The sequence below is a fragment of the Bacillus pacificus genome, assembly GCF_020861345.1.
GTDB lineage: Bacteria > Bacillota > Bacilli > Bacillales > Bacillaceae_G > Bacillus_A > Bacillus_A pacificus.
The window spans coordinates 5,037,167-5,062,500 of sequence record NZ_CP086328.1 but is presented as its reverse complement, the minus strand read 5'-3'; the positions used below and the strand labels follow the sequence as shown (position 1 = coordinate 5,062,500).

The 25,334-nt window shown below is 36.4% G+C and carries 26 protein-coding genes and 2 rRNA genes (1 of these 28 cut by a window edge); 27 read left to right on the top strand and 1 reads right to left on the bottom strand.

Annotated features, from left to right (window positions below; genetic code table 11):
• From LMD38_RS26110 to rsmI, 11 genes are all read left to right on the top strand, one after another.
• Positions 1-1,165: ribosomal RNA gene (locus tag LMD38_RS26110) — 23S ribosomal RNA — on the top strand; it begins 1,758 nt to the left of the window's first position.
• 49 nt (positions 1,166-1,214) lie between these two features.
• Positions 1,215-1,330, top strand: a 5S ribosomal RNA gene (rrf, locus tag LMD38_RS26105).
• Positions 1,331-1,520: 190 nt separating this feature from the next.
• The gene (locus LMD38_RS26100) at positions 1,521-1,700 is read left to right on the top strand and encodes a sigma factor G inhibitor Gin (protein ID WP_000842028.1); all 180 of its coding nucleotides are present in this window, start codon (positions 1,521-1,523) and stop codon (positions 1,698-1,700) included.
• A 72-nt stretch (positions 1,701-1,772) separates the two neighbouring features.
• Positions 1,773-3,194: an aminotransferase class I/II-fold pyridoxal phosphate-dependent enzyme gene (locus LMD38_RS26095; RefSeq protein WP_016716238.1), complete on the top strand. Its 1,422-nt coding sequence runs from the start codon at positions 1,773-1,775 to the stop codon at positions 3,192-3,194.
• Position 3,195: 1 nt separating this feature from the next.
• Positions 3,196-3,822: a dTMP kinase gene (tmk, locus tag LMD38_RS26090; protein ID WP_000677230.1), complete on the top strand. Its 627-nt coding sequence runs from the start codon at positions 3,196-3,198 to the stop codon at positions 3,820-3,822.
• A 35-nt stretch (positions 3,823-3,857) separates the two neighbouring features.
• Positions 3,858-4,841 (top strand): DNA polymerase III subunit delta', encoded by a 984-nt coding sequence (gene holB / locus LMD38_RS26085; RefSeq protein WP_000169574.1) that lies wholly within the window; start codon positions 3,858-3,860, stop codon positions 4,839-4,841.
• A gap of 5 nt (positions 4,842-4,846) precedes the next feature.
• Positions 4,847-5,674: a PSP1 domain-containing protein gene (locus LMD38_RS26080; RefSeq protein WP_000272429.1), complete on the top strand. Its 828-nt coding sequence runs from the start codon at positions 4,847-4,849 to the stop codon at positions 5,672-5,674.
• Positions 5,675-5,688: 14 nt separating this feature from the next.
• Positions 5,689-6,039 carry a DNA replication initiation control protein YabA gene (gene yabA / locus LMD38_RS26075; RefSeq protein ID WP_000412056.1) on the top strand — a complete coding sequence of 117 codons (351 nt, stop codon included), beginning with the start codon at positions 5,689-5,691 and terminating at the stop codon, positions 6,037-6,039.
• Positions 6,040-6,159: 120 nt separating this feature from the next.
• Entirely contained in the window at positions 6,160-6,900 is a 741-nt protein-coding gene (locus tag LMD38_RS26070; protein ID WP_001055351.1) for a tRNA1(Val) (adenine(37)-N6)-methyltransferase, read from the top strand.
• On the top strand, positions 6,887-7,177 hold the full coding sequence (locus LMD38_RS26065) for a GIY-YIG nuclease family protein (RefSeq protein ID WP_000414339.1): 291 nt from the start codon (positions 6,887-6,889) through the stop codon (positions 7,175-7,177). Before LMD38_RS26070 ends, LMD38_RS26065 begins: the two co-directional genes overlap by 14 nt.
• Positions 7,146-8,021: a 16S rRNA (cytidine(1402)-2'-O)-methyltransferase gene (gene rsmI, locus LMD38_RS26060; RefSeq protein ID WP_000267806.1), complete on the top strand. Its 876-nt coding sequence runs from the start codon at positions 7,146-7,148 to the stop codon at positions 8,019-8,021. Before LMD38_RS26065 ends, rsmI begins: the two co-directional genes overlap by 32 nt.
• A gap of 20 nt (positions 8,022-8,041) precedes the next feature.
• Here the strand turns inward: rsmI and LMD38_RS26055 are convergent, their stop codons facing one another.
• Complete coding sequence (locus tag LMD38_RS26055) at positions 8,042-8,326, bottom strand: transition state genes transcriptional regulator AbrB (RefSeq protein WP_000843036.1); 285 nt, start codon at positions 8,324-8,326, stop codon at positions 8,042-8,044.
• A gap of 517 nt (positions 8,327-8,843) precedes the next feature.
• On the opposite strand from LMD38_RS26055, the gene metG reads away from it, so the two are divergent.
• From metG to mfd, 16 genes are all read left to right on the top strand, one after another.
• A complete protein-coding gene (gene metG, locus LMD38_RS26050; RefSeq protein ID WP_000159677.1) occupies positions 8,844-10,826 on the top strand; it encodes a methionine--tRNA ligase in 1,983 nt (660 codons plus the stop codon).
• A gap of 165 nt (positions 10,827-10,991) precedes the next feature.
• Entirely contained in the window at positions 10,992-11,759 is a 768-nt protein-coding gene (locus tag LMD38_RS26045) for a TatD family hydrolase (RefSeq protein WP_061183155.1), read from the top strand.
• Between the two features lie 213 nt (positions 11,760-11,972).
• Positions 11,973-12,530, top strand: a complete 558-nt coding sequence (rnmV, locus tag LMD38_RS26040) for a ribonuclease M5 (protein ID WP_000692830.1) — start codon at positions 11,973-11,975, stop codon at positions 12,528-12,530.
• Complete coding sequence (gene rsmA / locus LMD38_RS26035; RefSeq protein WP_227585631.1) at positions 12,527-13,405, top strand: 16S rRNA (adenine(1518)-N(6)/adenine(1519)-N(6))-dimethyltransferase RsmA; 879 nt, start codon at positions 12,527-12,529, stop codon at positions 13,403-13,405. The genes rnmV and rsmA overlap by 4 nt, the downstream gene beginning before the upstream one ends.
• Before the next feature lie 110 nt (positions 13,406-13,515).
• Positions 13,516-14,379 carry a sporulation peptidase YabG gene (yabG, locus tag LMD38_RS26030; protein WP_001173738.1) on the top strand — a complete coding sequence of 288 codons (864 nt, stop codon included), beginning with the start codon at positions 13,516-13,518 and terminating at the stop codon, positions 14,377-14,379.
• Between the two features lie 238 nt (positions 14,380-14,617).
• Positions 14,618-14,878, top strand: a complete 261-nt coding sequence (veg, locus tag LMD38_RS26025) for a biofilm formation stimulator Veg (protein WP_000044349.1) — start codon at positions 14,618-14,620, stop codon at positions 14,876-14,878.
• A 91-nt stretch (positions 14,879-14,969) separates the two neighbouring features.
• Entirely contained in the window at positions 14,970-15,149 is a 180-nt protein-coding gene (sspF, locus tag LMD38_RS26020; RefSeq protein WP_001985066.1) for an acid-soluble spore protein SspF, read from the top strand.
• A 196-nt stretch (positions 15,150-15,345) separates the two neighbouring features.
• Entirely contained in the window at positions 15,346-16,215 is an 870-nt protein-coding gene (ispE, locus tag LMD38_RS26015) for a 4-(cytidine 5'-diphospho)-2-C-methyl-D-erythritol kinase (RefSeq protein ID WP_000772094.1), read from the top strand.
• A 54-nt stretch (positions 16,216-16,269) separates the two neighbouring features.
• Positions 16,270-17,118 carry a pur operon repressor gene (gene purR, locus LMD38_RS26010; RefSeq protein ID WP_000702474.1) on the top strand — a complete coding sequence of 283 codons (849 nt, stop codon included), beginning with the start codon at positions 16,270-16,272 and terminating at the stop codon, positions 17,116-17,118.
• A 122-nt stretch (positions 17,119-17,240) separates the two neighbouring features.
• A complete protein-coding gene (locus tag LMD38_RS26005; protein WP_000869804.1) occupies positions 17,241-17,615 on the top strand; it encodes a RidA family protein in 375 nt (124 codons plus the stop codon).
• A gap of 152 nt (positions 17,616-17,767) precedes the next feature.
• Positions 17,768-18,061, top strand: a complete 294-nt coding sequence (gene spoVG, locus LMD38_RS26000) for a septation regulator SpoVG (protein ID WP_000454041.1) — start codon at positions 17,768-17,770, stop codon at positions 18,059-18,061.
• A gap of 321 nt (positions 18,062-18,382) precedes the next feature.
• The gene (gene glmU, locus LMD38_RS25995; RefSeq protein ID WP_000071036.1) at positions 18,383-19,762 is read left to right on the top strand and encodes a bifunctional UDP-N-acetylglucosamine diphosphorylase/glucosamine-1-phosphate N-acetyltransferase GlmU; all 1,380 of its coding nucleotides are present in this window, start codon (positions 18,383-18,385) and stop codon (positions 19,760-19,762) included.
• A gap of 18 nt (positions 19,763-19,780) precedes the next feature.
• A complete protein-coding gene (locus LMD38_RS25990; RefSeq protein WP_000107420.1) occupies positions 19,781-20,734 on the top strand; it encodes a ribose-phosphate diphosphokinase in 954 nt (317 codons plus the stop codon).
• A gap of 72 nt (positions 20,735-20,806) precedes the next feature.
• Positions 20,807-21,367 carry an aminoacyl-tRNA hydrolase gene (gene pth, locus LMD38_RS25985; protein WP_001979768.1) on the top strand — a complete coding sequence of 187 codons (561 nt, stop codon included), beginning with the start codon at positions 20,807-20,809 and terminating at the stop codon, positions 21,365-21,367.
• 70 nt (positions 21,368-21,437) lie between these two features.
• A complete protein-coding gene (locus LMD38_RS25980; protein WP_000399440.1) occupies positions 21,438-21,662 on the top strand; it encodes an anti-sigma-F factor Fin in 225 nt (74 codons plus the stop codon).
• A 106-nt stretch (positions 21,663-21,768) separates the two neighbouring features.
• Positions 21,769-25,299, top strand: a complete 3,531-nt coding sequence (mfd, locus tag LMD38_RS25975; RefSeq protein WP_000579716.1) for a transcription-repair coupling factor — start codon at positions 21,769-21,771, stop codon at positions 25,297-25,299.
• Positions 25,300-25,334: the final 35 nt, after the last annotated feature.

Below are 25,334 nucleotides of genomic sequence, written 5' to 3'. Positions count from 1 at the left end.
CTTTCTTAACGGAAAGCCGCAGTGAATAGGCCCAAGCGACTGTTTAGCAAAAACACAGCTCTCTGCGAAGCCGTAAGGCGAAGTATAGGGGGTGACACCTGCCCGGTGCTGGAAGGTTAAGGAGAGGGGTTAGCGTAAGCGAAGCTCTGAACTGAAGCCCCAGTAAACGGCGGCCGTAACTATAACGGTCCTAAGGTAGCGAAATTCCTTGTCGGGTAAGTTCCGACCCGCACGAAAGGTGTAACGATTTGGGCACTGTCTCAACCAGAGACTCGGTGAAATTATAGTACCTGTGAAGATGCAGGTTACCCGCGACAGGACGGAAAGACCCCGTGGAGCTTTACTGTAGCCTGATATTGAATTTTGGTACAGTTTGTACAGGATAGGCGGGAGCCTTTGAAACCGGAGCGCTAGCTTCGGTGGAGGCGCTGGTGGGATACCGCCCTGACTGTATTGAAATTCTAACCTACGGGTCTTATCGACCCGGGAGACAGTGTCAGGTGGGCAGTTTGACTGGGGCGGTCGCCTCCTAAAGTGTAACGGAGGCGCCCAAAGGTTCCCTCAGAATGGTTGGAAATCATTCGTAGAGTGCAAAGGCATAAGGGAGCTTGACTGCGAGACCTACAAGTCGAGCAGGGACGAAAGTCGGGCTTAGTGATCCGGTGGTTCCGCATGGAAGGGCCATCGCTCAACGGATAAAAGCTACCCCGGGGATAACAGGCTTATCTCCCCCAAGAGTCCACATCGACGGGGAGGTTTGGCACCTCGATGTCGGCTCATCGCATCCTGGGGCTGTAGTCGGTCCCAAGGGTTGGGCTGTTCGCCCATTAAAGCGGTACGCGAGCTGGGTTCAGAACGTCGTGAGACAGTTCGGTCCCTATCCGTCGTGGGCGTAGGAAATTTGAGAGGAGCTGTCCTTAGTACGAGAGGACCGGGATGGACGCACCGCTGGTGTACCAGTTGTTCTGCCAAGGGCATAGCTGGGTAGCTATGTGCGGAAGGGATAAGTGCTGAAAGCATCTAAGCATGAAGCCCCCCTCAAGATGAGATTTCCCATAGCGTAAGCTAGTAAGATCCCTGAAAGATGATCAGGTTGATAGGTTCGAGGTGGAAGCATGGTGACATGTGGAGCTGACGAATACTAATAGATCGAGGACTTAACCATATAATATGTAGCAAATGTTATCTAGTTTTGAAGGAATATGCCTTCATAGTTTGGTGATGATGGCAGAGAGGTCACACCCGTTCCCATACCGAACACGGAAGTTAAGCTCTCTAGCGCCGATGGTAGTTGGGACCTTGTCCCTGTGAGAGTAGGACGTCGCCAAGCAACTAAAAACACAAGTCTTTTGACTTGTGTTTTTTTGTGTTTTCAAACAGTATGCAAAAAGAAGTAATGGTAATACAAACACGTTGCCCAAGGATGAATCATATTATATAAGAAATCGATGTATATTTTTCTGTAAATTGTTAAGGAATAGAAGTATAAAATATGTCCATTTAAATAGGGAGGAAAAGATATGAAATCACAAAACGAAGTTTGTATTGTTTGTGAGACAGAAAGAAAAGAAGGGATATATGTTTATAATAATTTAATATGTTATGAATGTGAAAAGGACATGGTGAATACAGAAACAAATGATCCGAAGTATATATATTATTTAAAACAGCTTCGGAAATTAGAAGTATCATATTTTTAAATAGGCATATGCCTATTATTTTTTTTGTTCTGTATAATAGATAAAGAATGAAATAATAAGGAAGAGATATAGATGAATCAAAATCGCATACCTTTATATGAAGCATTAATAGAGTTTAAAGAAAGAAGGCCGTTATCTTTTCATGTTCCAGGTCATAAAAATGGTTTAAACTTCCCTCAAGGGGCAGTAGAGGGGTTTAAAGATATACTATCTATCGATGTAACTGAGTTATCAGGGTTAGATGATTTACATAGTCCGTTTGAATGTATAGATGAGGCACAACAATTATTAGCTGATGTATATGAAGTGGAAAAAAGTTATTTTTTAATTAATGGTTCAACAGTCGGGAACTTAGCAATGATTTTGTCTTGCTGTAGGGAACATGATATTGTTCTTGTACAAAGAAATTGTCATAAATCAATTATTAATGGTTTAAAATTAGCAGGAGCAAATCCAATTTTTTTAGATCCATGGATTGATGAAGCTTATAACGTACCCGTGGGAATTCATGATGAGATTATTAAGGAAGCAATTGAAAAATATCCAAATGCGAAAGCACTTATTTTAACACATCCTAATTATTATGGTATGGGGATGGATTTAGAGGCAAGCATTGCTTATGCACATGCACATAAAATTCCTGTGTTAGTAGATGAAGCGCATGGAGCTCATTTTTGTTTAGGCGGGGCATTTCCAAAGTCAGCTTTAGCATATGGTGCAGATATTGTAGTTCATTCCGCACATAAAACATTACCTGCGATGACGATGGGATCCTATTTACATATAAATAGCCGCTTAGTGAAAGAAGAAAGAGTTTCTACTTATTTAAGTATGCTACAATCTAGTAGTCCATCGTATCCAATTATGGCTTCTCTTGATATTGCACGCTTTACGATAGCGCGTATAAAAGAAAAGGGACATGATGAAATTGTCGAGTTTTTACGGGAATTTAAAGAAGAATTGTCTTCTATCCCACAAATAGCTATTTTACAATATCCATTACAAGACGAGCTAAAAGTTACCGTACAGACACGTTGTCAGTTATCAGGATACGAATTACAATCTGTATTAGAAAAGGTTGGTATATATACCGAAATGGCAGATCCATATAATGTCTTATTTATTTTGCCTTTGCAAGTAAATAAGACGTATATGAAGGCTATAGAGATGATCCGGGCGGCATTGCAATCTTATGAGGTGAAAGACAAGACAGAATCTATTCGTTATACTTATAAAGGAGAAATTTCTCCTTTACCGTATACATATAAACAACTGGAAGGATATGAAACAAAAGTAGTATCTGTAGAAGAAGCAGTTGGGATGATAGCGGCGGAAATGGTAATTCCATATCCACCTGGTATTCCATTGATTATGTATGGGGAAAGAATTACTTCAGAACATAAAGAGCAAATTATGCATTTAGAGAGAGCAGGCGCCCGTTTTCAAGGTAGCACGAAATATATGAAAGTGTATGATATAGAAAGTAGGTTTTAGGATGAAGGGATTATTTGTAACAATTGAGGGGCCAGAAGGTTCGGGTAAAACAACGTTAATTCAAGGTTTATTGCCATACTTTGAACAAAAGGAACAAAAGGTAATGGCGACGAGAGAACCAGGTGGTATTGCAATTTCTGAGGATATTAGAACGATTTTACATAAGCAAGAATATACGATGATGGAAGCACGTACAGAGGCACTTCTATATGCCGCTGCACGTAGACAACATTTAGTGGAAAAAGTTATGCCGGCACTTAATGAGGATTACCTTGTATTATGTGATCGTTTTATAGATAGCTCTTTAGCGTATCAAGGCTATGCAAGAGGGTTAGGTATGGATAAAGTATTTGAAATCAATCGTTTCGCAACAGAAGATTGCATGCCTAGTTTAACAATTTACCTAGACATTGAACCAGAGGTTGGTTTAGCTCGAATTGCAAAAGATGCAGGACGTGAAGTGAATCGGTTAGATATGGAAGATATCACTTTCCATAAACGTGTGCGTGAAGGGTATTTACAAGTTGTAGAACGTTTCTCGGATCGTATTGTATTAGTAAATGCTGATCAACCAATGGAAAAACTTATAGAAGAAGTTATTCAAGTTATAGAAGATAAATTGTTATAATAGAAGGAAAGAATGAAATAAGTGAGGTATGCATTATGACGAAGACGTGGGAGCAGCTTTCTGCTATACAACCCATCGGTGTAAAAATGTTGATGAATAGCATCGCAAAAGAGCGTATATCCCACGCTTACTTGTTAGAGGGAGGGAAAGGGACAGGAAAGTTTGCGACAGCAATTCAAATGGCAAAGAGTTTCCTCTGTTCTCAGCGGAATGGGGTAGAGCCTTGTCATGTATGTACAAATTGTAAGCGAATTGATTCAGGTAACCACCCAAACTTACATATTGTAAAACCAGACGGATTATCTATTAAGAAGCAGCAAATTCATGATTTACAAGAAGAGTTTTCAAAAACAGGATTAGAAGCAAATAAAAAAGTATATGTTATTGAGCACGCAGACCGTATGACAGCAAATGCGGCGAATACACTGTTAAAATTTTTAGAAGAACCAAGTAGTGATACAACAGCTATTTTACTTACTGAACAAAGTCATCAAATTTTAAATACGATTTTATCTCGTTGTCAAGTTGTTACATTTAGACCGTTACCTACGGAATCTTTAATTAGAAGATTACAGGATGAAGGTGTTACGACATCTTTATCGACACTTGCTGCACAACTCACAAATAGTTTTGATGAAGCTTTAGCTTTATGTAGTGATGAATGGTTTGCACAAGCACGAGCTTTAGTGATAAAATTATGTGAAGCGCTCGAAAAAGATAAAGCCTCTATTTTTTTTGTACAAGAAAAATGGGGAAAACACTTTGGAGAGAAAGAACAATTACAGCAAGGTTTAGATATGTTACTCCTTATTTATAAGGATTTATTATATGTTCAACTTGGAGAAGAAGATCGTCTTGTTTTTCATGAGCAGAAAGAGATGTTTGAATCTTTCTCCTACGCTCAGAAGCGCATTGTATCAGCTCTCTTTAATATATTAGAGGCAAAAAATAGAATCAACGCTAATGTAAATGCGCAGCTTGTGTTCGAACAGTTAGTGTTGCGGTTGCAGGAGGGATGACCGTTTTGTATGATGTAGTAGGTGTTCGCTTTAAGAAGGCCGGAAAGGTGTATTACTTTGATCCGAATCAGTTCGATATCTCTGAAAATGAGTTTGTAATTGTAGAAACGGTAAGAGGTATTGAATACGGAAAAGTAGTTATTACCAAAAAGCAAGTTGATGAAAACGACGTTGTATTACCGCTAAAAAAGGTTATTCGCATTGCAAATGAAAACGATCGTACCATTGTTGAAGAGAACAAACATGCTGCAAAAGAAGCATATCAAGTTTGTCAGCAAAAGGTAGTAGAACATAATCTTGATATGAAACTTGTAGATGTAGAGTATACGTTCGATCGCAATAAAATTATTTTCTACTTTACTGCGGATGGTCGGATTGATTTTCGCGAACTAGTGAAGGACTTAGCAGCAATTTTTAGGACAAGAATTGAACTAAGACAAATTGGTGTTCGTGATGAAGCGAAAATGCTTGGTGGTATTGGTCCATGTGGTCGTATGCTTTGTTGTTCTACTTTTTTAGGGGATTTTGAACCTGTATCCATTAAGATGGCAAAGGATCAAAATTTATCATTAAATCCTGCAAAAATCTCTGGTTTATGTGGTCGCTTAATGTGTTGCTTAAAATATGAGAACGATGAATATGAGGCAGCAAAGGAACAACTTCCTGATTTAGATCAACGTATACAAACCCCGCATGGTACTGGCCGTGTTATCGGATTAAATATTTTAGAAAGATTAATTCAAGTGGAACTAGTAGACAAGGAACGGATAGTAGAATATACGTTAGATGAGTTAGTGAATAAAGGGGTCGTTTCGAGTCAAACCACAGATTAATGAGGTGGGTGCTTGTGGAGAAAAAAGATATTTTTGCATCGGTTTCTAGTATGGAAGAGCAAATTGGACATTTATACAAACAGTTGGGAGAATTAAAACAACATCTTGCAGAGTTACTGGAAGAAAACCAACATATAAAAATGGAAAATGAAAATTTGCGACACCGCTTTGAAGAAGTGCAGATTAAAGAAAAACAAAAAACTCAAAAACGTAAAGAAGTGAAGCCGAAGACAGATATTGGTGAAGGCTACGATAATTTAGCAAGACTATATCAAGAAGGTTTTCATATTTGTAATCTGCATTATGGAAGTGTACGTAAAGAGGGAGATTGTTTATTCTGCCTGTCATTTTTAAATAAAAAGTGAAATTACCTTTCCAATAATAATTGGAAAGGTAATTTTTTATACATGAGAGTAGAATCGAATATGTTTTTTATTAGTAGAAGATGAAATAGGGTAGGTTAAGTGTAAGAAAAGGAGCAACATATGAATTTATATGAAGATGAACGTTTAGATTACTTATTAGCACAAGATTTGAAGATTATACAAAGCCCATCAGTATTTAATTTCTCGTTAGATGCTGTTTTACTTGCAGACTTTGCTTGGGTGCCAATTCAAAAAGGTAATTTACTTGATTTGTGTACAGGTAATGCCGTTGTGCCCCTTCTATTAAGTACAAGGACGAAAGGGAATATTACTGGTGTAGAAATTCAAGAACGCTTATATGATATGGGAATAAGAAGTGTTCAATACAATAAGTTGGAAGAAAGAATTCACTTAATACACGGGGATTTGAAAGATATGCCGGAGAAACTTGGACGTCATCAATATGATGTTGTCACATGTAATCCGCCTTATTTCCAAACACCTGCAACTTCTGAAAAAAATATGAATGAACATTTAGCAATAGCTCGTCATGAAATTATGTGTACACTAGAGGATGTTGTATCTGCAAGTAGTCAGCTAGTAAAGCAAGGCGGGAAAGTAGCATTTGTACATCGTCCAGGTCGTTTACTAGACATTGTTACATTAATGCGTAAGTATAAAATTGAACCGAAGCGTGTACGATTTGTTTATCCTAAGGCAGGAAAAGAAGCGAATACATTGTTAATTGAAGGAATTAAGGACGGAAACGCAGATTTAAAAATATTGCCACCTCTTTTTGTATATGAAGAAAATAATGAATATACAAAGGAGATTCGTTCTATTTTATATGGAGAAGAATAAGCATTGTTTTTATGTAGTGGAGTGCTCTGATGGAAGTTACTATGCTGGATATACAAATCATATAGAGAAGCGGATTGAGACCCATAATAGCGGAAAAGGGGCTAAGTATACGCGTGCTAGACTTCCTGTTGCTTTAAAATACGTAGAGTTTCATGAAGATAAGCGTACAGCTATGCAAGCAGAGTACTATTTTAAGCAATTAAATAGAAAACAAAAAGAAGAATATATGCAAAAAGGAGAACCTTATGTGGCAACAAAAAAGTTTTCAACAAAATGAAAAGGGCGTTTTATATTTAGTACCAACCCCTATTGGGAATTTAGAAGATATGACATTTCGTGCAATCCGAATTTTAAAAGAAGCGGATTTAATTGCTGCTGAAGATACGAGACAAACGAAAAAACTTTGTAATTACTTCGAAATTGAAACGCCTGTTATGAGTTACCATGAGCATAATAAGGAAGTAAGTGGGAAGAAAATATTAGATAAGTTAGACGAAGGAAAGACAGTAGCACTTGTTAGTGATGCTGGTATGCCGTGTATTTCCGATCCAGGTTACGATATTGTTGTAGAGGCTGTAGCGGAACAGTATCATGTTATCCCGCTTCCTGGGGCAAATGCAGCCCTTACAGCATTAATTGCATCAGGCCTTGAAACAAAACAGTTTTATTTCTATGGATTTTTACAAAGAAATAAAAAAGAAAGAAAAATGGAGTTAGAGAAGCTTCGTTATATACAAACTACAATGATGTTTTATGAAGCACCTCACCGTTTGGATGATACTTTAATCTCGATGCAAGAAGTATTGGGAAATAGAGAAATTGTATTGTGCCGAGAGTTAACAAAAAAATTCGAGGAATTTATTCGTGGAACAGTTGAAGAAGCAATTGAGTGGACGAAACAAAATGAAGTTCGTGGTGAGTTTTGTATTTTAGTAGCTGGTTCAACGGAAGAACCTGCTCCAGAGGAACAATGGTGGGAAACTATTTCGGTATATGACCATATTGAACATTATATAAACGAAAAAGGTATGAATTCAAAAGAGGCGATAAAAACAGTTGCTAAAGATCGAGATTTGTCGAAACGCGATGTATATCAAATCTATCATGTCGATAAAAAATAAGCTTCTCATAATTGAGAAGCTTATTTTGCTGTTTCGATATAATCTTGAAGCTCGTTTAAGATTTGCTCAGCGCCTTCTTTGCTTAAGATAATTTTACCTTCAGCTAAAGATAGGTTACCATCAGATACTTCACCAGTTACTTGGCAAGTCATGTTTGGCTTATATTTTTTTAAGATGATTTTCTCGTCATCAACATAGATTTCAAGAGCATCCTTTTCTGCAATACCTAAAGTACGGCGTAATTCAATCGGAATTACTACACGACCTAATTCATCAACTTTACGAACGATACCAGTAGATTTCATAATTCTTTTCCTCCTAAAGAAATAGTTTATAAGTTTCGAGTCTATTTTTAGATTCGTCATTTTTCGACAAAATACCCTATGGACATATGATACCAATCATTTACATTTCCGTCAATTCTTTAATTCTATATTTTTTAAAAAGATTTATAGATTTCTTACTTCTTATATATAATAGAATTTGAGTAATTTCTACTATTATTTCACTTTATTTTCAGAAAAGTTCAGAAATTATAGGTAATGACTGTATATTTTCTTGAAATATGAGTAATAGATGATAAATATAAAAATATGAAGTTGTTTTTATCCTGCATTAACGAGTAGTAAGATTCTAAATTTTAAATTCGGCTGGGCCAAAGAAGTTAAGTGGAAGTCGGATTGCTCGTAAAAGTCCGATTGGTGTGGGTTGATAATCCGTGGGAATGAACAAGATCCTCACAGATTAAAGTTTCACTTTATATATAAGTTTTTGATATACTATTTATAAATACATATGAGGTTATCCGGGAGGTCCAAAACAATGACAAAGGAAAACAAATCCTTTTATATTACTACCCCAATTTATTATCCAAGTGGAAAATTACACATTGGACATGCTTATACAACAGTAGCAGGGGATGCTATGGCACGATATAAGCGTATGCAAGGATATAATGTTCATTATTTAACAGGAACTGATGAGCATGGACAGAAGATCCAAAAGAAAGCAGAAGAATTAAATGTTACACCACAAGCATATGTGGATAACATCGTTGCAGGAATTAAAGAACTTTGGGAGAAGATGGATATCTCCTATGATGATTTTATTCGTACAACGGAAGATCGTCATAAAGATGTTGTCGAAAAAATCTTCAAGCAACTAGTAGATCAAGGTGATATTTATCTTGATGAGTATGAAGGTTGGTATTCTGTACAAGATGAGACATTCTATACAGAGCATCAATTAGTAGATCCAATTATGGAAGGTGACAAAGTAGTTGGGGGAAAAAGTCCAGACAGTGGTCATGATGTAGAACTTGTTCGTGAAGAATCATATTTCTTTAGAATGGGTAAATATGTTGACAGACTATTAAAGTTCTATGAAGAGAATCCACATTTCATTCAGCCAGAGTCTCGTAAGAATGAAATGATTAATAACTTTATTAAACCAGGCTTAGAAGATTTAGCAGTTTCTCGTACTTCATTTGACTGGGGAGTTCGTGTTCCAGGTAATCCGAAACACGTTATTTACGTATGGGTTGACGCATTATCTAACTACATTACAGCATTAGGTTATGGAACAGAAAATGAAGAGATGTATAAGAAGTTCTGGCCAGCAGATGTGCATTTAGTTGGAAAAGAAATCGTTCGTTTCCATACGATTTATTGGCCAATCATTTTAATGGCATTAGATTTACCTCTTCCGAAAAAAGTCTTTGCTCACGGTTGGATTCTAATGAAGGATGGAAAGATGAGTAAGTCAAAAGGAAACGTAGTAGATCCAGTTACATTAATCGATCGTTACGGATTAGATGCATTACGTTATTACTTACTTCGTGAAGTTCCATTTGGATCTGATGGCGTATTCACACCAGAAGGATTTGTGGAGCGTATTAATTTCGATTTAGCAAATGACTTAGGTAACCTATTAAATCGTACAGTAGCTATGATTGATAAGTACTTTAACGGAGAAATTCCTGCATTTAAAGCAAATGTAACGGAATTTGATGAAACATTAGTAACGTTTGCACAGGATACATTGAAAAAAGTGGAAGAAGCAATGGAGAACATGGAATTCTCTGTAGCTCTAAGCTCAATTTGGCAATTGATTAGCCGTACGAATAAATATATTGACGAAACACAACCGTGGGTATTAGCGAAAGATGAGAATGATCGTGAAAAGTTAGCCTCTGTAATGGCTCACTTAGCAGAAGTACTTCGTCAAACAGGTATTATGCTTATGCCATTCTTAACAGTAGCACCAAGCAAGATGTTTGCTCAGCTTGGCCTTACTGAAGAAGCACATACATCTTGGGAAAGCCTGTCTACAATTGGATGCATTCCAGCTGGAACAAAAGTAGAAAAAGGAAACCCGATTTTCCCTCGTTTAGAAATGGAAGTAGAGGTAGCGTACATTAAAGAACAAATGAAAGCCTCTGCTCCTAAAGTAGAAGAGAAAAAAGAAGAAGAACCGAAGGCAGAAGAAATTACAATTGATGATTTCTTTAAAGTAGAATTACGCGTAGCTGAAGTTCTATCTGCGGAACCTGTGAAAAAAGCAGACAAGTTGTTAAAAATTCAACTAGACTTAGGCACAGAAAAACGTCAAGTGGTTTCTGGCATTGCAAAGTTCTATTCGCCGGAAGATTTAAAAGGTAAAAAAGTTATTTGTGTAACAAACTTAAAACCTGTAAAATTACGCGGTGAATTATCACAAGGTATGATTTTAGCAGGTGAAGAGAATGGCGTATTGTCATTAGCATCAATCGACCAAAATCTACCAAACGGTACAAAAATTAAGTAATTAAGACAAGAAAAGAGATGTTTCACGTGTAACATGTGTGAAGCGTCTTTTTTCTTTTTACACCTCAATTTTTGCATTAAGATTGTAGTATTGTTATCGTTAAGTTATAAAAGAGCTTATTTGCGTAGAATAAATTTGATTTCAATATAAAAGGAGTTATGTATGATGTTGTTTGATACACATTCACATTTGAATGCAGAGCAATTTGAAGAAGACTTGCAAGAAGTGATTGTCCGAATGAAAGAAGCGGGTGTTACTTATACAGTTGTTGTTGGTTTTGATGAAGTAACGATAAAAAAGGCGATTGAATTAGCTGAAGCCTATGATTTTATTTATGCTGCGGTTGGATGGCACCCTGTTGATGCAATCGACATGACAGAAGAGCATTTAACTTGGTTAGAAGAACTTGCTTCTCATCCTAAGGTCGTTGCACTTGGAGAGATGGGCTTAGATTATCACTGGGATAAGTCTCCAAAAGAAATACAGAAAGAAGTATTCCGTAAACAAATTGCATTAGCGAAAAAAGTAAAATTGCCGATTATTATACATAACCGCGATGCAACTCAAGATATTGTGGATATTCTAGAAGAAGAGAATGCAGCTGAAGTAGGAGGCATTATGCATTGCTTTAGCGGTAGCGTAGAGGTAGCGGAGCGATGTGTTGATATGAACTTTTTAATTTCGTTAGGTGGACCAGTTACATTTAAAAACGCTAAGAAACCGAAAGAAGTTGCTACGGAGATTCCATTAGAGAAATTATTAATAGAGACGGATTGTCCGTATTTAACACCGCATCCATTTCGCGGGAAACGAAATGAACCAAGTTATGTAAAACTCGTAGCAGAAGAAATTGCGAACTTAAAAGGAATTTCTTATGAGGAAGTAGCAGAAATGACAACGAAAAATGCAAAAGCTTTATTTGGCGTTGAATAAAAGAGTGGGAGAACCCATTCTTTTTTATTTTTGTGAAAAAATAGCAGGCGTGACAGAGAAGATAAGGGCGAATGAGTAAGTGGTACAATAAGGAGAGAGAACAAAGTTTTGGACATTCTACTTTTTAAAATGTAACAATGGGGAAAATAATAATGGAAAAGTCGTCATTTTTTTGTTTTACTAAGTAGAGACGAAACGAGTGTGGAGGCAAGCATGAAAATTAAAGAGATTATCGTTGTAGAAGGTAAAGATGATACAGTTGCGATTAAGCGTGCTGTTGATGCGGATACAATTGAAACGAACGGTTCAGCAATCGGTGATCATGTTATTGAACAAGTTAAATTAGCGCTGCAAAAACGAGGCGTTATTATTTTCACAGATCCGGATTATCCTGGAGAGCGTATTCGAAAAATTATTTCTGATAAGGTGCCTGGATGTAAACATGCGTTTTTACCGAAGGAAGAAGCACTTGCTAAGAGGAAAAAAGGTGTCGGAATTGAACATGCTTCTAATGAATCAATTCGCCGTGCTTTAGAGAATATACATGAAGAAATGGAAGCTTACACAAGTGAAATCAGTTGGAGCGATTTAGTCGATGCAGGTTTAGTGGGCGGAGAAATGGCAAAGAGTCGCAGAGAAAGAATGGGTAAGCTATTAAAGATTGGTTATACAAACGCAAAACAGTTACATAAACGTTTACAAATGTTTCAAGTTTCAAAAGAATCATTTGCAGAAGCGTATAAGCAAGTCATACAGGAGGAAAGAAAATGAAGGATATCGCAACGCCAAATCGTACGAAAGACATTGTTGAAAAGTATGGATTTTCATTCAAAAAAAGTTTAGGACAAAATTTTTTAATTGATACGAATGTATTAAATCGTATCGTTGATCACGCTGAAATTGGTTCAGAAAGTGGTGCAATTGAAATTGGGCCAGGTATCGGTGCATTAACAGAACAATTAGCGAAGCGTGCTAAAAAAGTAGTGGCTTTTGAAATTGATCAAAGGTTATTACCGATTTTAGATGAGACGTTAGCTCCATATGGCAACGTTACTGTTATCAATAAAGATGTACTAAAGGCAGATGTACATGAGGTGTTTAGTGAGCAATTTGAAGAAGGGCAAGATGTAATGGTAGTAGCTAACTTACCATACTATATTACGACGCCAATTTTATTTAAATTGCTGGAAGAGAAATTACCGGTTCGTGGATTCGTTGTTATGATGCAAAAAGAAGTTGGGGATCGTTTAGCGGCTAAACCTGGAACGAAAGAGTATGGTTCTTTATCCATTGCTATTCAGTATTATACAGAGGTAGAAACAGTTATGACTGTACCGCGTACGGTGTTTGTACCACAACCAAATGTTGATTCTGCAATTATCCGCCTCCTAAAGCGTCCGAAACCAGTGGTAGAGGTAACAGATGAGACATTCTTCTTTGAAGTAGTACGAGCAAGTTTTGCACAGCGTCGTAAAACTTTAATGAATAATTTATCAAAAAATTTAAATGGTTTCCCGAAAGATAAAGAGCTGTTGGATCGAATTTTAACAGAAGTAGGAATTGATCCGAAACGAAGAGGCGAGACGCTATCTATCGAGGAGTTTGCAACATTAAGTAATGCATTAGTTCTTCATAAGTTATCATAAGAATATAAAAGGGACAGTTCAACTTGAACTGTCCCTTTTGTCACCTTTCCCCTCTTACATTCATACTTTAAAAACAGGTAAGATGGCCTAATGAGTTTGGAGGTAGGAGAATGGCTTTACATGTTGGAGAATTAGTGGAACGATACTCTCATAATAGGGATATTCTTTTTCGTATTATAGAAATAAAAGGCGAGATAGCTATATTGTTTGGAGAGGAAATTAGATTGGTGGCAGATGCGCCACTTGAAGATTTAATTAGTATAGATCAACGAGAACATAAAAAGAGAGCGAAGCGTGAGAAAGAAACGATGGAGCGGACGTATCGTTTGTTTCAACAAGATTACGTATTAATGAAACAAAGGCATGAACACACTTCAACTGGTGGATATACAAGTGAAGTGAATTATTTTCAAATGCCAGGGCGTGTCTTGCACATAGATGGAGACCCGTTATATTTGCGCAAGTGCCTAGATTTATATAATAAAATTGGTGTTCCTGTACAAGGTATTCATTGTAAAGAAACAGAGATGCATGAAAAGGTAGTAGATTTAATAGATCATTTTCGTCCGGACATTTTAGTTATTACAGGGCACGATGCGTATACAAAATCAAAAGGAGTAAAGGGAGATTTAGCAGCATATAGGCATTCAAGGCATTTTGTACAGGCTGTTCGAGAAGTGCGAAAAAAATATCCATCGTTGGATCAACTCGTTATTTTTGCTGGGGCATGTCAATCACACTTTGAAGCATTAATTCGAGCAGGCGCTAATTTTGCTAGTTCCCCATCTAGAATTAATATTCACGCACTAGACCCTGTATATGTGGTTGGTAAAATTAGTTTTACGTCATTTATGGAAAGGGTTAATGTATGGGATGTTGTACGTAATACGATTACTGGTGAAAAGGGACTTGGCGGGATTGAAACAAGGGGGATTTTACGAACTGGATTACCTTTTCAACATTATGAAGAATAAGCAAGGTACATATGTATCTTGCTTTTTTGTATGGAAAGGATTTAAATCAGTTTGGATAAAAAGAGACAAGAACGCACAGACTACATAATGATACTTTTACAATATAGTATTTCTTCTATCTATTCGAACGCATGATGCTTTTATAATGATATTGTCTGTGAGTTGCGGTTAATAATTGGGATAGATATATCGTGTTTTAAGTGTTCAATCTAAATTACAGCGAGGTGTAACGAAGTATATGTCAAAACGTTTAGATGAAATTAAAAGCGAATTAGATCACCATCTTGGACAGAGACTGATGTTAAAGGCGAACAGTGGGAGAAGAAAAACTGTAGAACAATCAGGTGTACTTGCAGAAACGTACCGTTCTGTTTTTGTTGTACAACTGGATCAACAAGAAGATGCGTTACAACGTGTATCGTATAGCTATGCGGATGTTTTAACAGAGACAGTAGAGTTAACATTTTATGGTGAACCTCATAATGAAGTGATTTTATAATTCATGTATCGTTACATATATTCCCACAAATGAAAAGCTATATTATTTTGCATACTAATGATACCGTAGCAAAATAAGGAGGGACTCTGCATTGAGTAGACGAAGAGGTGTCATGTCAAATCAATTTAAAGAAGAGCTTGCAAAAGAGTTGGGCTTTTATGATGTTGTTCAGAAAGAAGGATGGGGCGGAATTCGTGCGAAAGATGCTGGTAACATGGTGAAACGTGCTATAGAAATTGCAGAACAGCAATTAATGAAACAAAACCAGTAGTTGTAAGATACTTTCTATGCTACGGTAGCCGAGGAGTGATTCCTCGGCTTTTTGTACTATAAAAGGTGCCATCATTTTACATAAGTAGTTTCATTCTGAATGCTTTTCGTTATAATTAGGGAAGTGTCATCGTCTTACTATAAATTTATGGTAAAATAAACGATAAAAGATTGAGTACATAGAGTGGGTGAATAGATTGAAGCTACTAGTGAAAGCACCAGCAAAGATTAATCTGTCGTTAGATGTACTGGGAAAAAGACAAGACGGATATCATGAAGTGAAAATGATTATGACAACAATTGATTTAGCGGATCGTTTAGAACTAATGGAATTAGCAGAAGACCGTATTGAAATTTTATCCCATAATCGGTATGTCCCAGACGACCAAAGAAATCTGGCTTATCAAGCAGCGAAATTATTAAAAGAGAAGTTTAATGTAAAAAAAGGTGTATCTATTACTATTGAAAAAACGATTCCAGTAGCAGCTGGATTAGCGGGTGGAAGTAGTGATGCAGCAGCAACATTACGTGGTCTTAATAAATTATGGAATTTAGGGCTTACAATTGATCAGTTAGCAGAGCTTGGCGCAGAAATTGGGTCAGACGTATCGTTTTGCGTATATGGTGGGACAGCAATTGCCACTGGAAGAGGAGAGCAGATTGAGCACATAAAAACTCCACCTTCTTGTTGGGTTATTTTAGCAAAACCCCATATTGGTGTATCTACTGCTGATGTGTATGGAAATTTAAAGTTAAATCGAGTTACACATCCAAATGTAGATAAAATGGTGGATGTCATAAATGCTGGAGACTACAAAGGGATTTGTGATACTGTCGGTAACGTTTTAGAAGATGTAACGTTTGCGATGCATCCTGAAGTTGCACGTATTAAGGCACAGATGAAGCGATTTGGGGCAGATGCTGTATTAATGAGTGGTAGTGGTCCAACTGTATTCGGTCTGGTGCACCATGATTCGCGAATGCATCGTATATATAACGGGTTAAAAGGATTTTGTGAACAAGTATACGCAGTACGTTTATTAGGAGAGCGAGAAACGCTTGAATAAAGACGTATAATACGTTATGATTTGTTTAGAATATTCGTGATTTGAGGTGAGAGTATGAAAATTAGACGAAGTACAAGATTAGTCGATATGACTTATTACTTGTTACAAAACCCTCGTCAGCTAGTTTCTCTCACTTTTTTTGCTGAAAGGTATCAATCAGCTAAATCTTCTATTAGTGAAGATTTAGTTATTATTAAGCAAACGTTTGAACAACAAGGGGTCGGCACATTGCAAACGATACCAGGAGCAGCAGGAGGAGTGAAATATATACCATATATAAGTGAAGAAGAGGCAGATCTAATTATTGGTGAGCTTTGTAGCTTATTCGAAAATCCAGATCGTATTTTGCCTGGTGGTTACTTATATATGACAGATCTTTTAAGTAATCCTCGTCATATTAATGGCGCAGGTCGTTTGTTTGCTTCTGTTTTTGCTAGGCAACCAATTGATGCAGTTATGACGGTGGCAACGAAGGGGATTCCACTTGCATATGCAGTGGCGAACTACTTAGATGTACCGGTAGTGATTGCAAGAAAAGATAATAAGGTAACAGAAGGACCCACTGTTAGTATTAACTATGTATCAGGTTCTTCTAAGCGAATTCAAACAATGACGTTAGCAAAGCGTAGTCTTCCGGAAGGATCAAATGTTTTAATTATTGATGACTTCATGAAAGCTGGCGGGACAATTCAAGGTATGATGAGTATGTTAGAAGAGTTTAAGGCTAATGTTGTTGGTATTGGTGTATTAGTAGAATCCACGGATATTGAAGAAAGACTAATTAATAACTATGTATCATTGATTCGTCTATCGGAAGTTGATGTGAAAGAAAAAGCGATTCAAGTGGAAAAGGGAAATTATTCACTGGCACCATTTGATGAAGGGCTTGTAGAGGCTGAGTAAAAAGGTAAAGCAAATAGCTTTATCTTTTTTTATTCTATTTATAAGTTACAAAATAGATGGACAAACTGCTTTTCGTGCACTATTTTTAAAGAGTAAAAATAAATAATAAAAGGGTGAAAAGTATGAAAGTTGTTCAAACAAAAAATGCACCACAAGCAATTGGACCATATTCACAAGGGATTATTGTAAATAATATGTTTTACAGTTCAGGACAAATTCCGTTAACTGCAAGTGGAGAGCTTGTAGCAGGAGACGTAACAGTACAAACAGAGCAAGTATTTCAAAATTTACAAGCAGTATTAGAAGAAGCAGGTGCTTCATTTGATACGGTAGTAAAAACAACAGTATTCTTAAAAGATATGGATGATTTTAATGCTGTTAATGAAGTATATGGATCTTATTTCTCTGCTCATAAGCCAGCTCGTTCTTGTGTACAAGTAGCAAAATTACCGAAAGATGTTTCAGTTGAAATCGAAGTAATTGCCCTAGTTAAGTAATTCTTTGTAAGCGATAACCTCTACTAATCTCTATATTCAATTACATTAAAAATTTTTATCTTAAAAATTTTTAAAAAATTAAAGGGAAAATAGAAATTTTGTGGAATTTATACAAATATATCGCTTATTTAGAAAAGGGTGGTGAACACAAGATGGAAGTGACTGACGTAAGATTACGCCGCGTAAACACAGAAGGCCGCATGAGAGCAATTGCCTCTATTACTCTAGACCATGAATTTGTTGTTCATGATATTCGTGTAATTGATGGTAATAATGGATTATTTGTAGCAATGCCAAGTAAACGTACTCCAGATGGAGAATTCCGTGACATTGCACATCCAATTAATTCTGGTACACGCTCTAAAATTCAAGATGCGGTTTTAACAGAGTATCATCGTTTAGGCGAGTTAGAAGAGGTTGAGTTTGAAGAAGCGGGTGCTTCGTAAAATTCGAATGAAAAGGGCTTTTTAGAGAAGCCCTATAATTTTGCAACAAACTCCTGTAAGCATTTACAGGGGTTTGTTTTTTTGTGTTTATACATATATTTTATTCGGAAAATTCTAAATTAAGAAAAAGAAGGGTGGGAACTTCTAATTTTTTCAAAATCATTTTAAATAGTATAGCTTATTTCTTAAAAAAGATACTAAAGAGTAAAACATCTTATAAGAATTATGGTAAAATTTAATAGTTAAAATGTGTTTCTTGAAATATATGATGATTTAGGATAATATCGTTAATGGATAAATAGGTTGCGATGGAGGGTCTATATGTCAAACAGATTTGCAGTGATTCTAGCGGCAGGTAAAGGCACACGTATGAAGTCTAAGCTATACAAGGTGCTTCATCCTGTATGTGGAAAACCTATGGTACAACATGTTGTCGATCAAGTATCTCAATTAGGATTGCAGAAACTTGTAACAGTCGTAGGACATGGTGCTGAAATGGTACAAGAACAGCTAGGAAACGTAAGTGAGTTTGCATTACAAGCAGAACAACTTGGCACAGCACATGCTGTAGATCAAGCTGCAAGTGTACTTGCAAACGAAGAAGGAACAACTTTAGTTATTTGTGGTGATACACCGCTAATAACTGCTGAAACGATGGAAGCATTACTTCAGCAACATAAAGAAGCAGGGGCAATGGCAACGGTATTAACAGCTTACATAGAAGAACCTGCTGGATATGGTCGTATCGTTCGTAATGAGAATGGTCACGTTGAAAAGATTGTTGAGCATAAGGATGCAAATGAGAAAGAATTAGCTATTAAAGAAATCAATACAGGTACGTATTGTTTTGATAATAAAGCTTTATTCGCTTCACTTTCTAAAGTTTCAAATGATAACGTACAAGGTGAATATTACCTGCCAGATGTTATTGAAATTTTAAAAAATGAAGGTCATATTGTATCAGCTTATCAAACAGAGCACTTCGATGAAACGTTAGGTGTTAACGACAGAGTCGCTCTATCGCAAGCGGAAATTATTATGAAAAACCGTATCAACCGAAAGAACATGGTAAATGGTGTTACTATTATTGATCCAAGTAACACGTATATTTCTGCTGATGCAATTATCGGTAGTGATACAGTTCTTCATCCAGGAACAATTATTGAGGGGAACACTGTAATTGGTTCTGATTGTGAGATTGGACCGCATACAGTAATTCGCGATAGTGAAATTGGAGATCGTACGACAATTCGTCAATCTACTGTACATGATAGTAAGCTTGGTACAGAAGTATCGGTTGGCCCATTTGCACATATTCGCCCAGATTCAGTTATTGGAGATGAAGTACGCGTTGGAAACTTCGTGGAAATCAAAAAAACTGTTTTTGGTAATAGAAGTAAAGCTTCACACTTAAGTTATATCGGGGATGCACAAGTTGGAGAAGACGTGAATCTTGGTTGTGGTTCAATTACGGTGAACTATGACGGTAAGAATAAATTCAAAACTGTGATTGGTAACGGGGTATTTATTGGATGTAATTCAAACCTTGTGGCTCCTGTAACAGTTGAAGACGGTGCTTATGTGGCAGCAGGCTCTACAATTACAGAGAATGTTCCATCAAAAGCATTGTCTGTAGCACGTGCACGTCAAGTTAACAAAGAAGACTATGTTGATCAATTGCTGAATAAGAAAAAATCATAATGTGGAGGGTTAATCTAGATGTCGACTCAATATCTAAATTCTAATTTGAAAGTATTCTCTTTAAACTCTAATAAGGAACTTGCTGAGCAAATTGCAAAGCATATTGGAGTAGGACTAGGAAAATGTTCTGTTGATCGTTTTAGTGATGGAGAAGTTCAAATTAACATTGAAGAAAGTATCCGTGGTTGCGATGTATTCATTATTCAATCTACAAGCTTCCCAGTAAACGAACATATCATGGAATTACTTATTATGATCGATGCATTAAAGCGTGCATCTGCAAAAACAATTAATATTGTTATTCCTTACTATGGTTATGCGCGTCAAGACCGTAAAGCGCGTTCTCGTGAACCAATTACATCGAAACTTGTAGCAAACTTGCTTGAAACAGCAGGTGCAACTCGTGTAATCACTCTAGATTTACATGCTCCACAAATTCAAGGGTTCTTTGATATCCCAATCGACCACCTAATGGGTGTACCGATTCTTTCAGATTACTTTGAAACAAAAGGTCTTAAAGATATCGTAATCGTGTCACCTGACCACGGTGGAGTAACTCGTGCTAGAAAAATGGCAGATCGCCTAAAAGCACCAATCGCTATTATTGATAAGCGTCGTCCTCGTCCGAACGTATCTGAGGTAATGAACATTATCGGTAATATTGAAGGTAAAACAGCAATTTTAATTGATGACATCATTGATACAGCTGGTACAATTACATTAGCAGCAAACGCTCTTGTTGAGAACGGTGCTTCTGAAGTATATGCTTGCTGTACACACCCAGTATTATCTGGTCCAGCAATTGAGCGTATCCAAAACTCAAATATTAAAGAGTTAGTTGTAACGAACTCTATCGTATTACCAGAAGAGAAGAAAATCGACAAAGTACATGAACTTTCAGTTGCTCCACTAATCGGAGAAGCAATCATTCGTGTATACGAAGAAGAATCTGTAAGTGTATTATTCAATTAATTGGATAGAATGAGACGTAACCAAGATTGGTTACGTCTTTTCGTATCGAAAAAAGAAAGTAGTGGTACAAGAATGAAATTGATAGTAGGACTTGGGAACCCAGGTAGAGAATATGAATTAACAAGGCATAATATTGGATTTATGGCGATTGATGAACTTGCAAAGCGTTGGAATATTTCTTTGAACGAACAAAAATTTAAAGGAGTATTTGGTGCAGGATTTGTTAATGGAGAAAAAGTAATCTTATTAAAGCCACTTACATATATGAATTTATCTGGGGAAAGTATTCGTCCGTTAATGGATTACTATAAAATTGATGTAGAGGACTTCGTTGTTCTGTACGATGATTTAGACATCCCTGTAGGTAAATTACGTCTTCGTATGAAAGGCAGTGCGGGTGGACATAATGGTGTGAAATCAACAATTTCACATTTAGGAACACAAGAGTTTCAACGTATCCGCATGGGGATCGATCGTCCGAAAAATGGAATGAAGGTAGTAGATTACGTATTAGGACGTTTTACATCAGAAGAGATTCCTGATGTAAATCATTCTATTGAAAAAGCAGCAGATGCATGTGAAGAATGGTTAAATAAACCTTTTCTTCAAATTATGAATACTTTCAATAGTTAAGGGTACGATTGGGAATATTTTATTTTATTTTTACCCATACTAGCAGTAATTGGATTTTTAGGAGGCTAGTATGGAAGGGTATTATTATTGCAGACATTGCGGGAGTAATGTAGGCTCCGTTACCGCAGAAAAAGTATATAGCGACGTTTTATTTCAACTAACAGAGCAAGAAGTAGTAGAAATGATTCATTTTCATGAGAATGGAAATATATATATAAAAACGATTTGTGAATTGTGTCAAGAAACGCTCGCATCTTATCCTGAGTATTATGAATATGAAAAATTTCTGCAATAAAATGTTGTCGCTTTGGCATGTCCAAAGCATTTTTCTGTTTTCTTTTTCCGAAATATTTGCATAAAATATAGTGGCTTGCTCTTTTATGTTGAGAGGGGTTTTGAAAATGATAGGTTTATTAGAGCAATTTTATAAAAATGAAGAGATCCAATCGGTCATTAATGGATTAGAAGATGGTTTAAAAGAGCAACTTGTATCAGGTATGGCAACCTCTTCTCGTTCGTTATTAATGGCGGCCTTATATAAAAAAACAAAAAAATCACAACTTATTGTGACGCATAATTTATATCAAGCACAAAAAGTACATGAAGATTTAGTGGCGTTACTTGGTGAAAAAGATGTATGGCTATATCCAGTAAATGAATTGATAGCATCAGAACTTGGTGTTGCAAGCCCAGAATTGAAGGCGCAACGTATTGAAGTGTTAAATCGCTTAGCTGCAGGAGAGCACGGGATTATTGTAGCACCAGTTGCAGGACTACGCAGATTTTTACCAATGAAAGAGTTGTGGAAGCAAAGGCAAATCGAAATCAGTCTAGGGCAAGAGATTGATTTAGATACATTTTTGCATACTTTACATCATATCGGCTATGAGCGTAAGTCTATGGTAGAAGCTCCTGGAGAATTTAGTTTGCGTGGGGGAATATTAGATATATATCCACTAACTGAAGAGTTACCATTTCGTATTGAATTTTTCGATACAGAAGTCGATTCTATTCGATTATTTGATGTGGATGAACAGCGCTCTCAAGATAAAAAAGAAAGTGTTAGATTTGGTCCAGCAACAGAGTTTTTATTTTCGCAGGAAGAATTGAAATCAGGAATTAAGCATCTTGAAGAAGGTCTGACTAAGACGATGCAAAAACTTTCTGATGATAAGTTGAAGACTACAGTGCTTGAGACGGTAAGTCATGAAATTGAGATGTTAAAAAACGGGCAAAGTATAGAACAGATGTTTAAATATTTATCTATTTTCTATAACGAACCTGCTAGTCTGATAGATTATTTACCAGAAGATGGTGTTGTTATTTTAGATGAGATTTCACGTATTCAAGAAACAGCATCACATCTTGAAACGGAAGAGGCGGAATGGTATATATCCCTTCTCGGTGAGGGAACAATTATTCAAGATTTATCTTTCTCTCATTCGTTTGAAGAATTTCTTCATCATAAAAAAAGAAGTTTTGTATATTTAACGTTATTCTTACGTCATATAGCACATACACATCCGCAAAACATTGTGAATGTGACATGTAAAACAATGCAAGATTTCCATGGGCAGATGCAGTTGTTGAAAACTGAAATTGATAGATGGAACGAAGGGCATTTTACGACTGTTGTGTTAGGTACAGATGATGAACGTGTGAAAAAACTACAACATATTTTAAGTGATTATGATATTGAGGCAGATATTGTAGAAGGCACAGATATATTATTGCCTGGAAGGTTACAAATTGCTGTAGGTGATTTACATGCAGGATTTGAAATGCCGATGCAAAAGCTTGTTGTCATTACTGAAAAAGAGCTTTTTCATAAGAAAGTTAAAAAATCACAACGTAAGCAAAAGTTATCGAATGCTGAACGTATTAAAAGTTATTCGGAATTAAAAGTTGGGGATTATGTAGTTCATGTAAATCATGGTATAGGTAAATTCTTAGGTATTGAAACATTAGAGATTAACGGTGTTCATAAAGATTATTTGAATATTAAATATCAAGGTAATGATAAGTTATACGTTCCAATTGAACAAATTGACCAAGTGCAAAAATATGTAGGATCTGAGGGTAAGGATCCAAAAGTTTATAAACTGGGTGGAAATGATTGGAAGAAGGTCAAAACGAAAGTTGAAAAATCTGTACAAGACATTGCGGATGACCTAATTAAACTATATGCTGAGCGCGAAGCTTCAAAGGGTTATGCATATACACCGGATACGGCAGAACAACAAGAATTCGAGTCCTCTTTCCCGTATCAAGAGACAGAGGATCAATTACGTTCTATTGAAGAGATTAAAAAGGATATGGAACGCGGACGTCCGATGGATAGGCTTCTTTGTGGTGATGTAGGATATGGAAAGACGGAAGTAGCTATTCGTGCGGCGTTTAAAGCAATTATGGATGAAAAACAAGTTGCAATTTTAGTGCCGACAACGATCCTTGCACAACAACACTATGAAACAATTCGAGAGCGTTTTCAAGATTATCCAATCAATATAGGATTATTAAGTAGATTCCGTACGAGAAAGCAGCAAAATGAAACAATTAAAGGTTTAAAAGATGGCACAGTAGATATTGTAATCGGAACGCACCGTATTTTATCTAAAGATGTTACTTATAAAGATTTAGGTCTTCTTATTATTGATGAAGAACAAAGATTTGGTGTAACGCATAAAGAAAAAATTAAACAACTAAAAGCAAATGTTGACGTATTAACACTAACGGCAACTCCGATTCCGCGTACGCTCCATATGTCTATGCTTGGTGTGCGTGATTTATCTGTTATTGAGACGCCGCCGGAAAATCGTTTCCCGGTTCAAACATATGTAGTAGAGTATAATCCAGCATTAATGCGAGAAGCGATAGAACGGGAGCTTGCAAGAGGTGGTCAAGTTTACTTCCTATATAATCGTGTAGAGGATATCGAACGAAAAGCAGATGAAATTTCGATGTTAGTTCCAGATGCGCGTGTAACTTATGCACATGGGAAAATGAACGAGAGTGAATTAGAGTCTGTTATGCTATCGTTTTTAGAAGGACAGCATGATGTTCTTGTAAGTACAACGATTATTGAGACGGGTGTAGATATTCCAAATGTAAATACATTAATTGTATTTGATGCAGATCGTATGGGATTATCGCAGTTGTATCAGCTTCGTGGGCGTGTTGGACGTTCTAATCGTGTTGCATATGCTTACTTTGCATACAAACGGGATAAAGTGTTATCGGAAGTTGCGGAGAAGCGCCTGCAAGCCATTAAGGAGTTCACAGAGCTTGGATCTGGTTTCAAAATTGCGATGCGAGATTTATCAATTCGTGGTGCTGGTAACTTGTTAGGAGCCGAACAACATGGATTTATTGATTCTGTCGGATTTGATTTATATTCTCAAATGTTAAAAGATGCAATTGAACAGCGTAGAGGAACAGACGGAGTTGAAAATACAGTTAATGTTGAAATTGATTTAGAAGTAGATGCATATTTACCGGATGCTTATATTTCTGATAGTAAACAAAAAATTATGATGTATAAACAGTTTAGAGGTGTTTCTGCAATTGAGGATATTGAAGAGTTGCAGGAAGAGATGATAGATAGATTTGGTGATTACCCGCAAGAAGTTGGTTACTTATTACAAATCGCAAATATTAAAGTATTAGCAATGAAAGAACAAATTGAATTAATTAAGCAAAATAAATTTGAAGTAACAATTCTGTTCTCAGAACAAGCGAGTCAAAACATTGATGGCGGAAAATTATTCATGCTTGGAAATAGTTTTGGACGAATGATCGGTCTAGGAATGGAAGGATCACAATTGAAAATCGTCATGAAAACAAATGGCTTAGAGACATCGAAGTGGTTAACAATTGCTGAAAATTTATTAAAAGGCTTGCCAGATGTAAAAAAAGAAGTCATAAATGCCTAATATTAGATAAAAAAATGCAATTCGACGTGCATAGA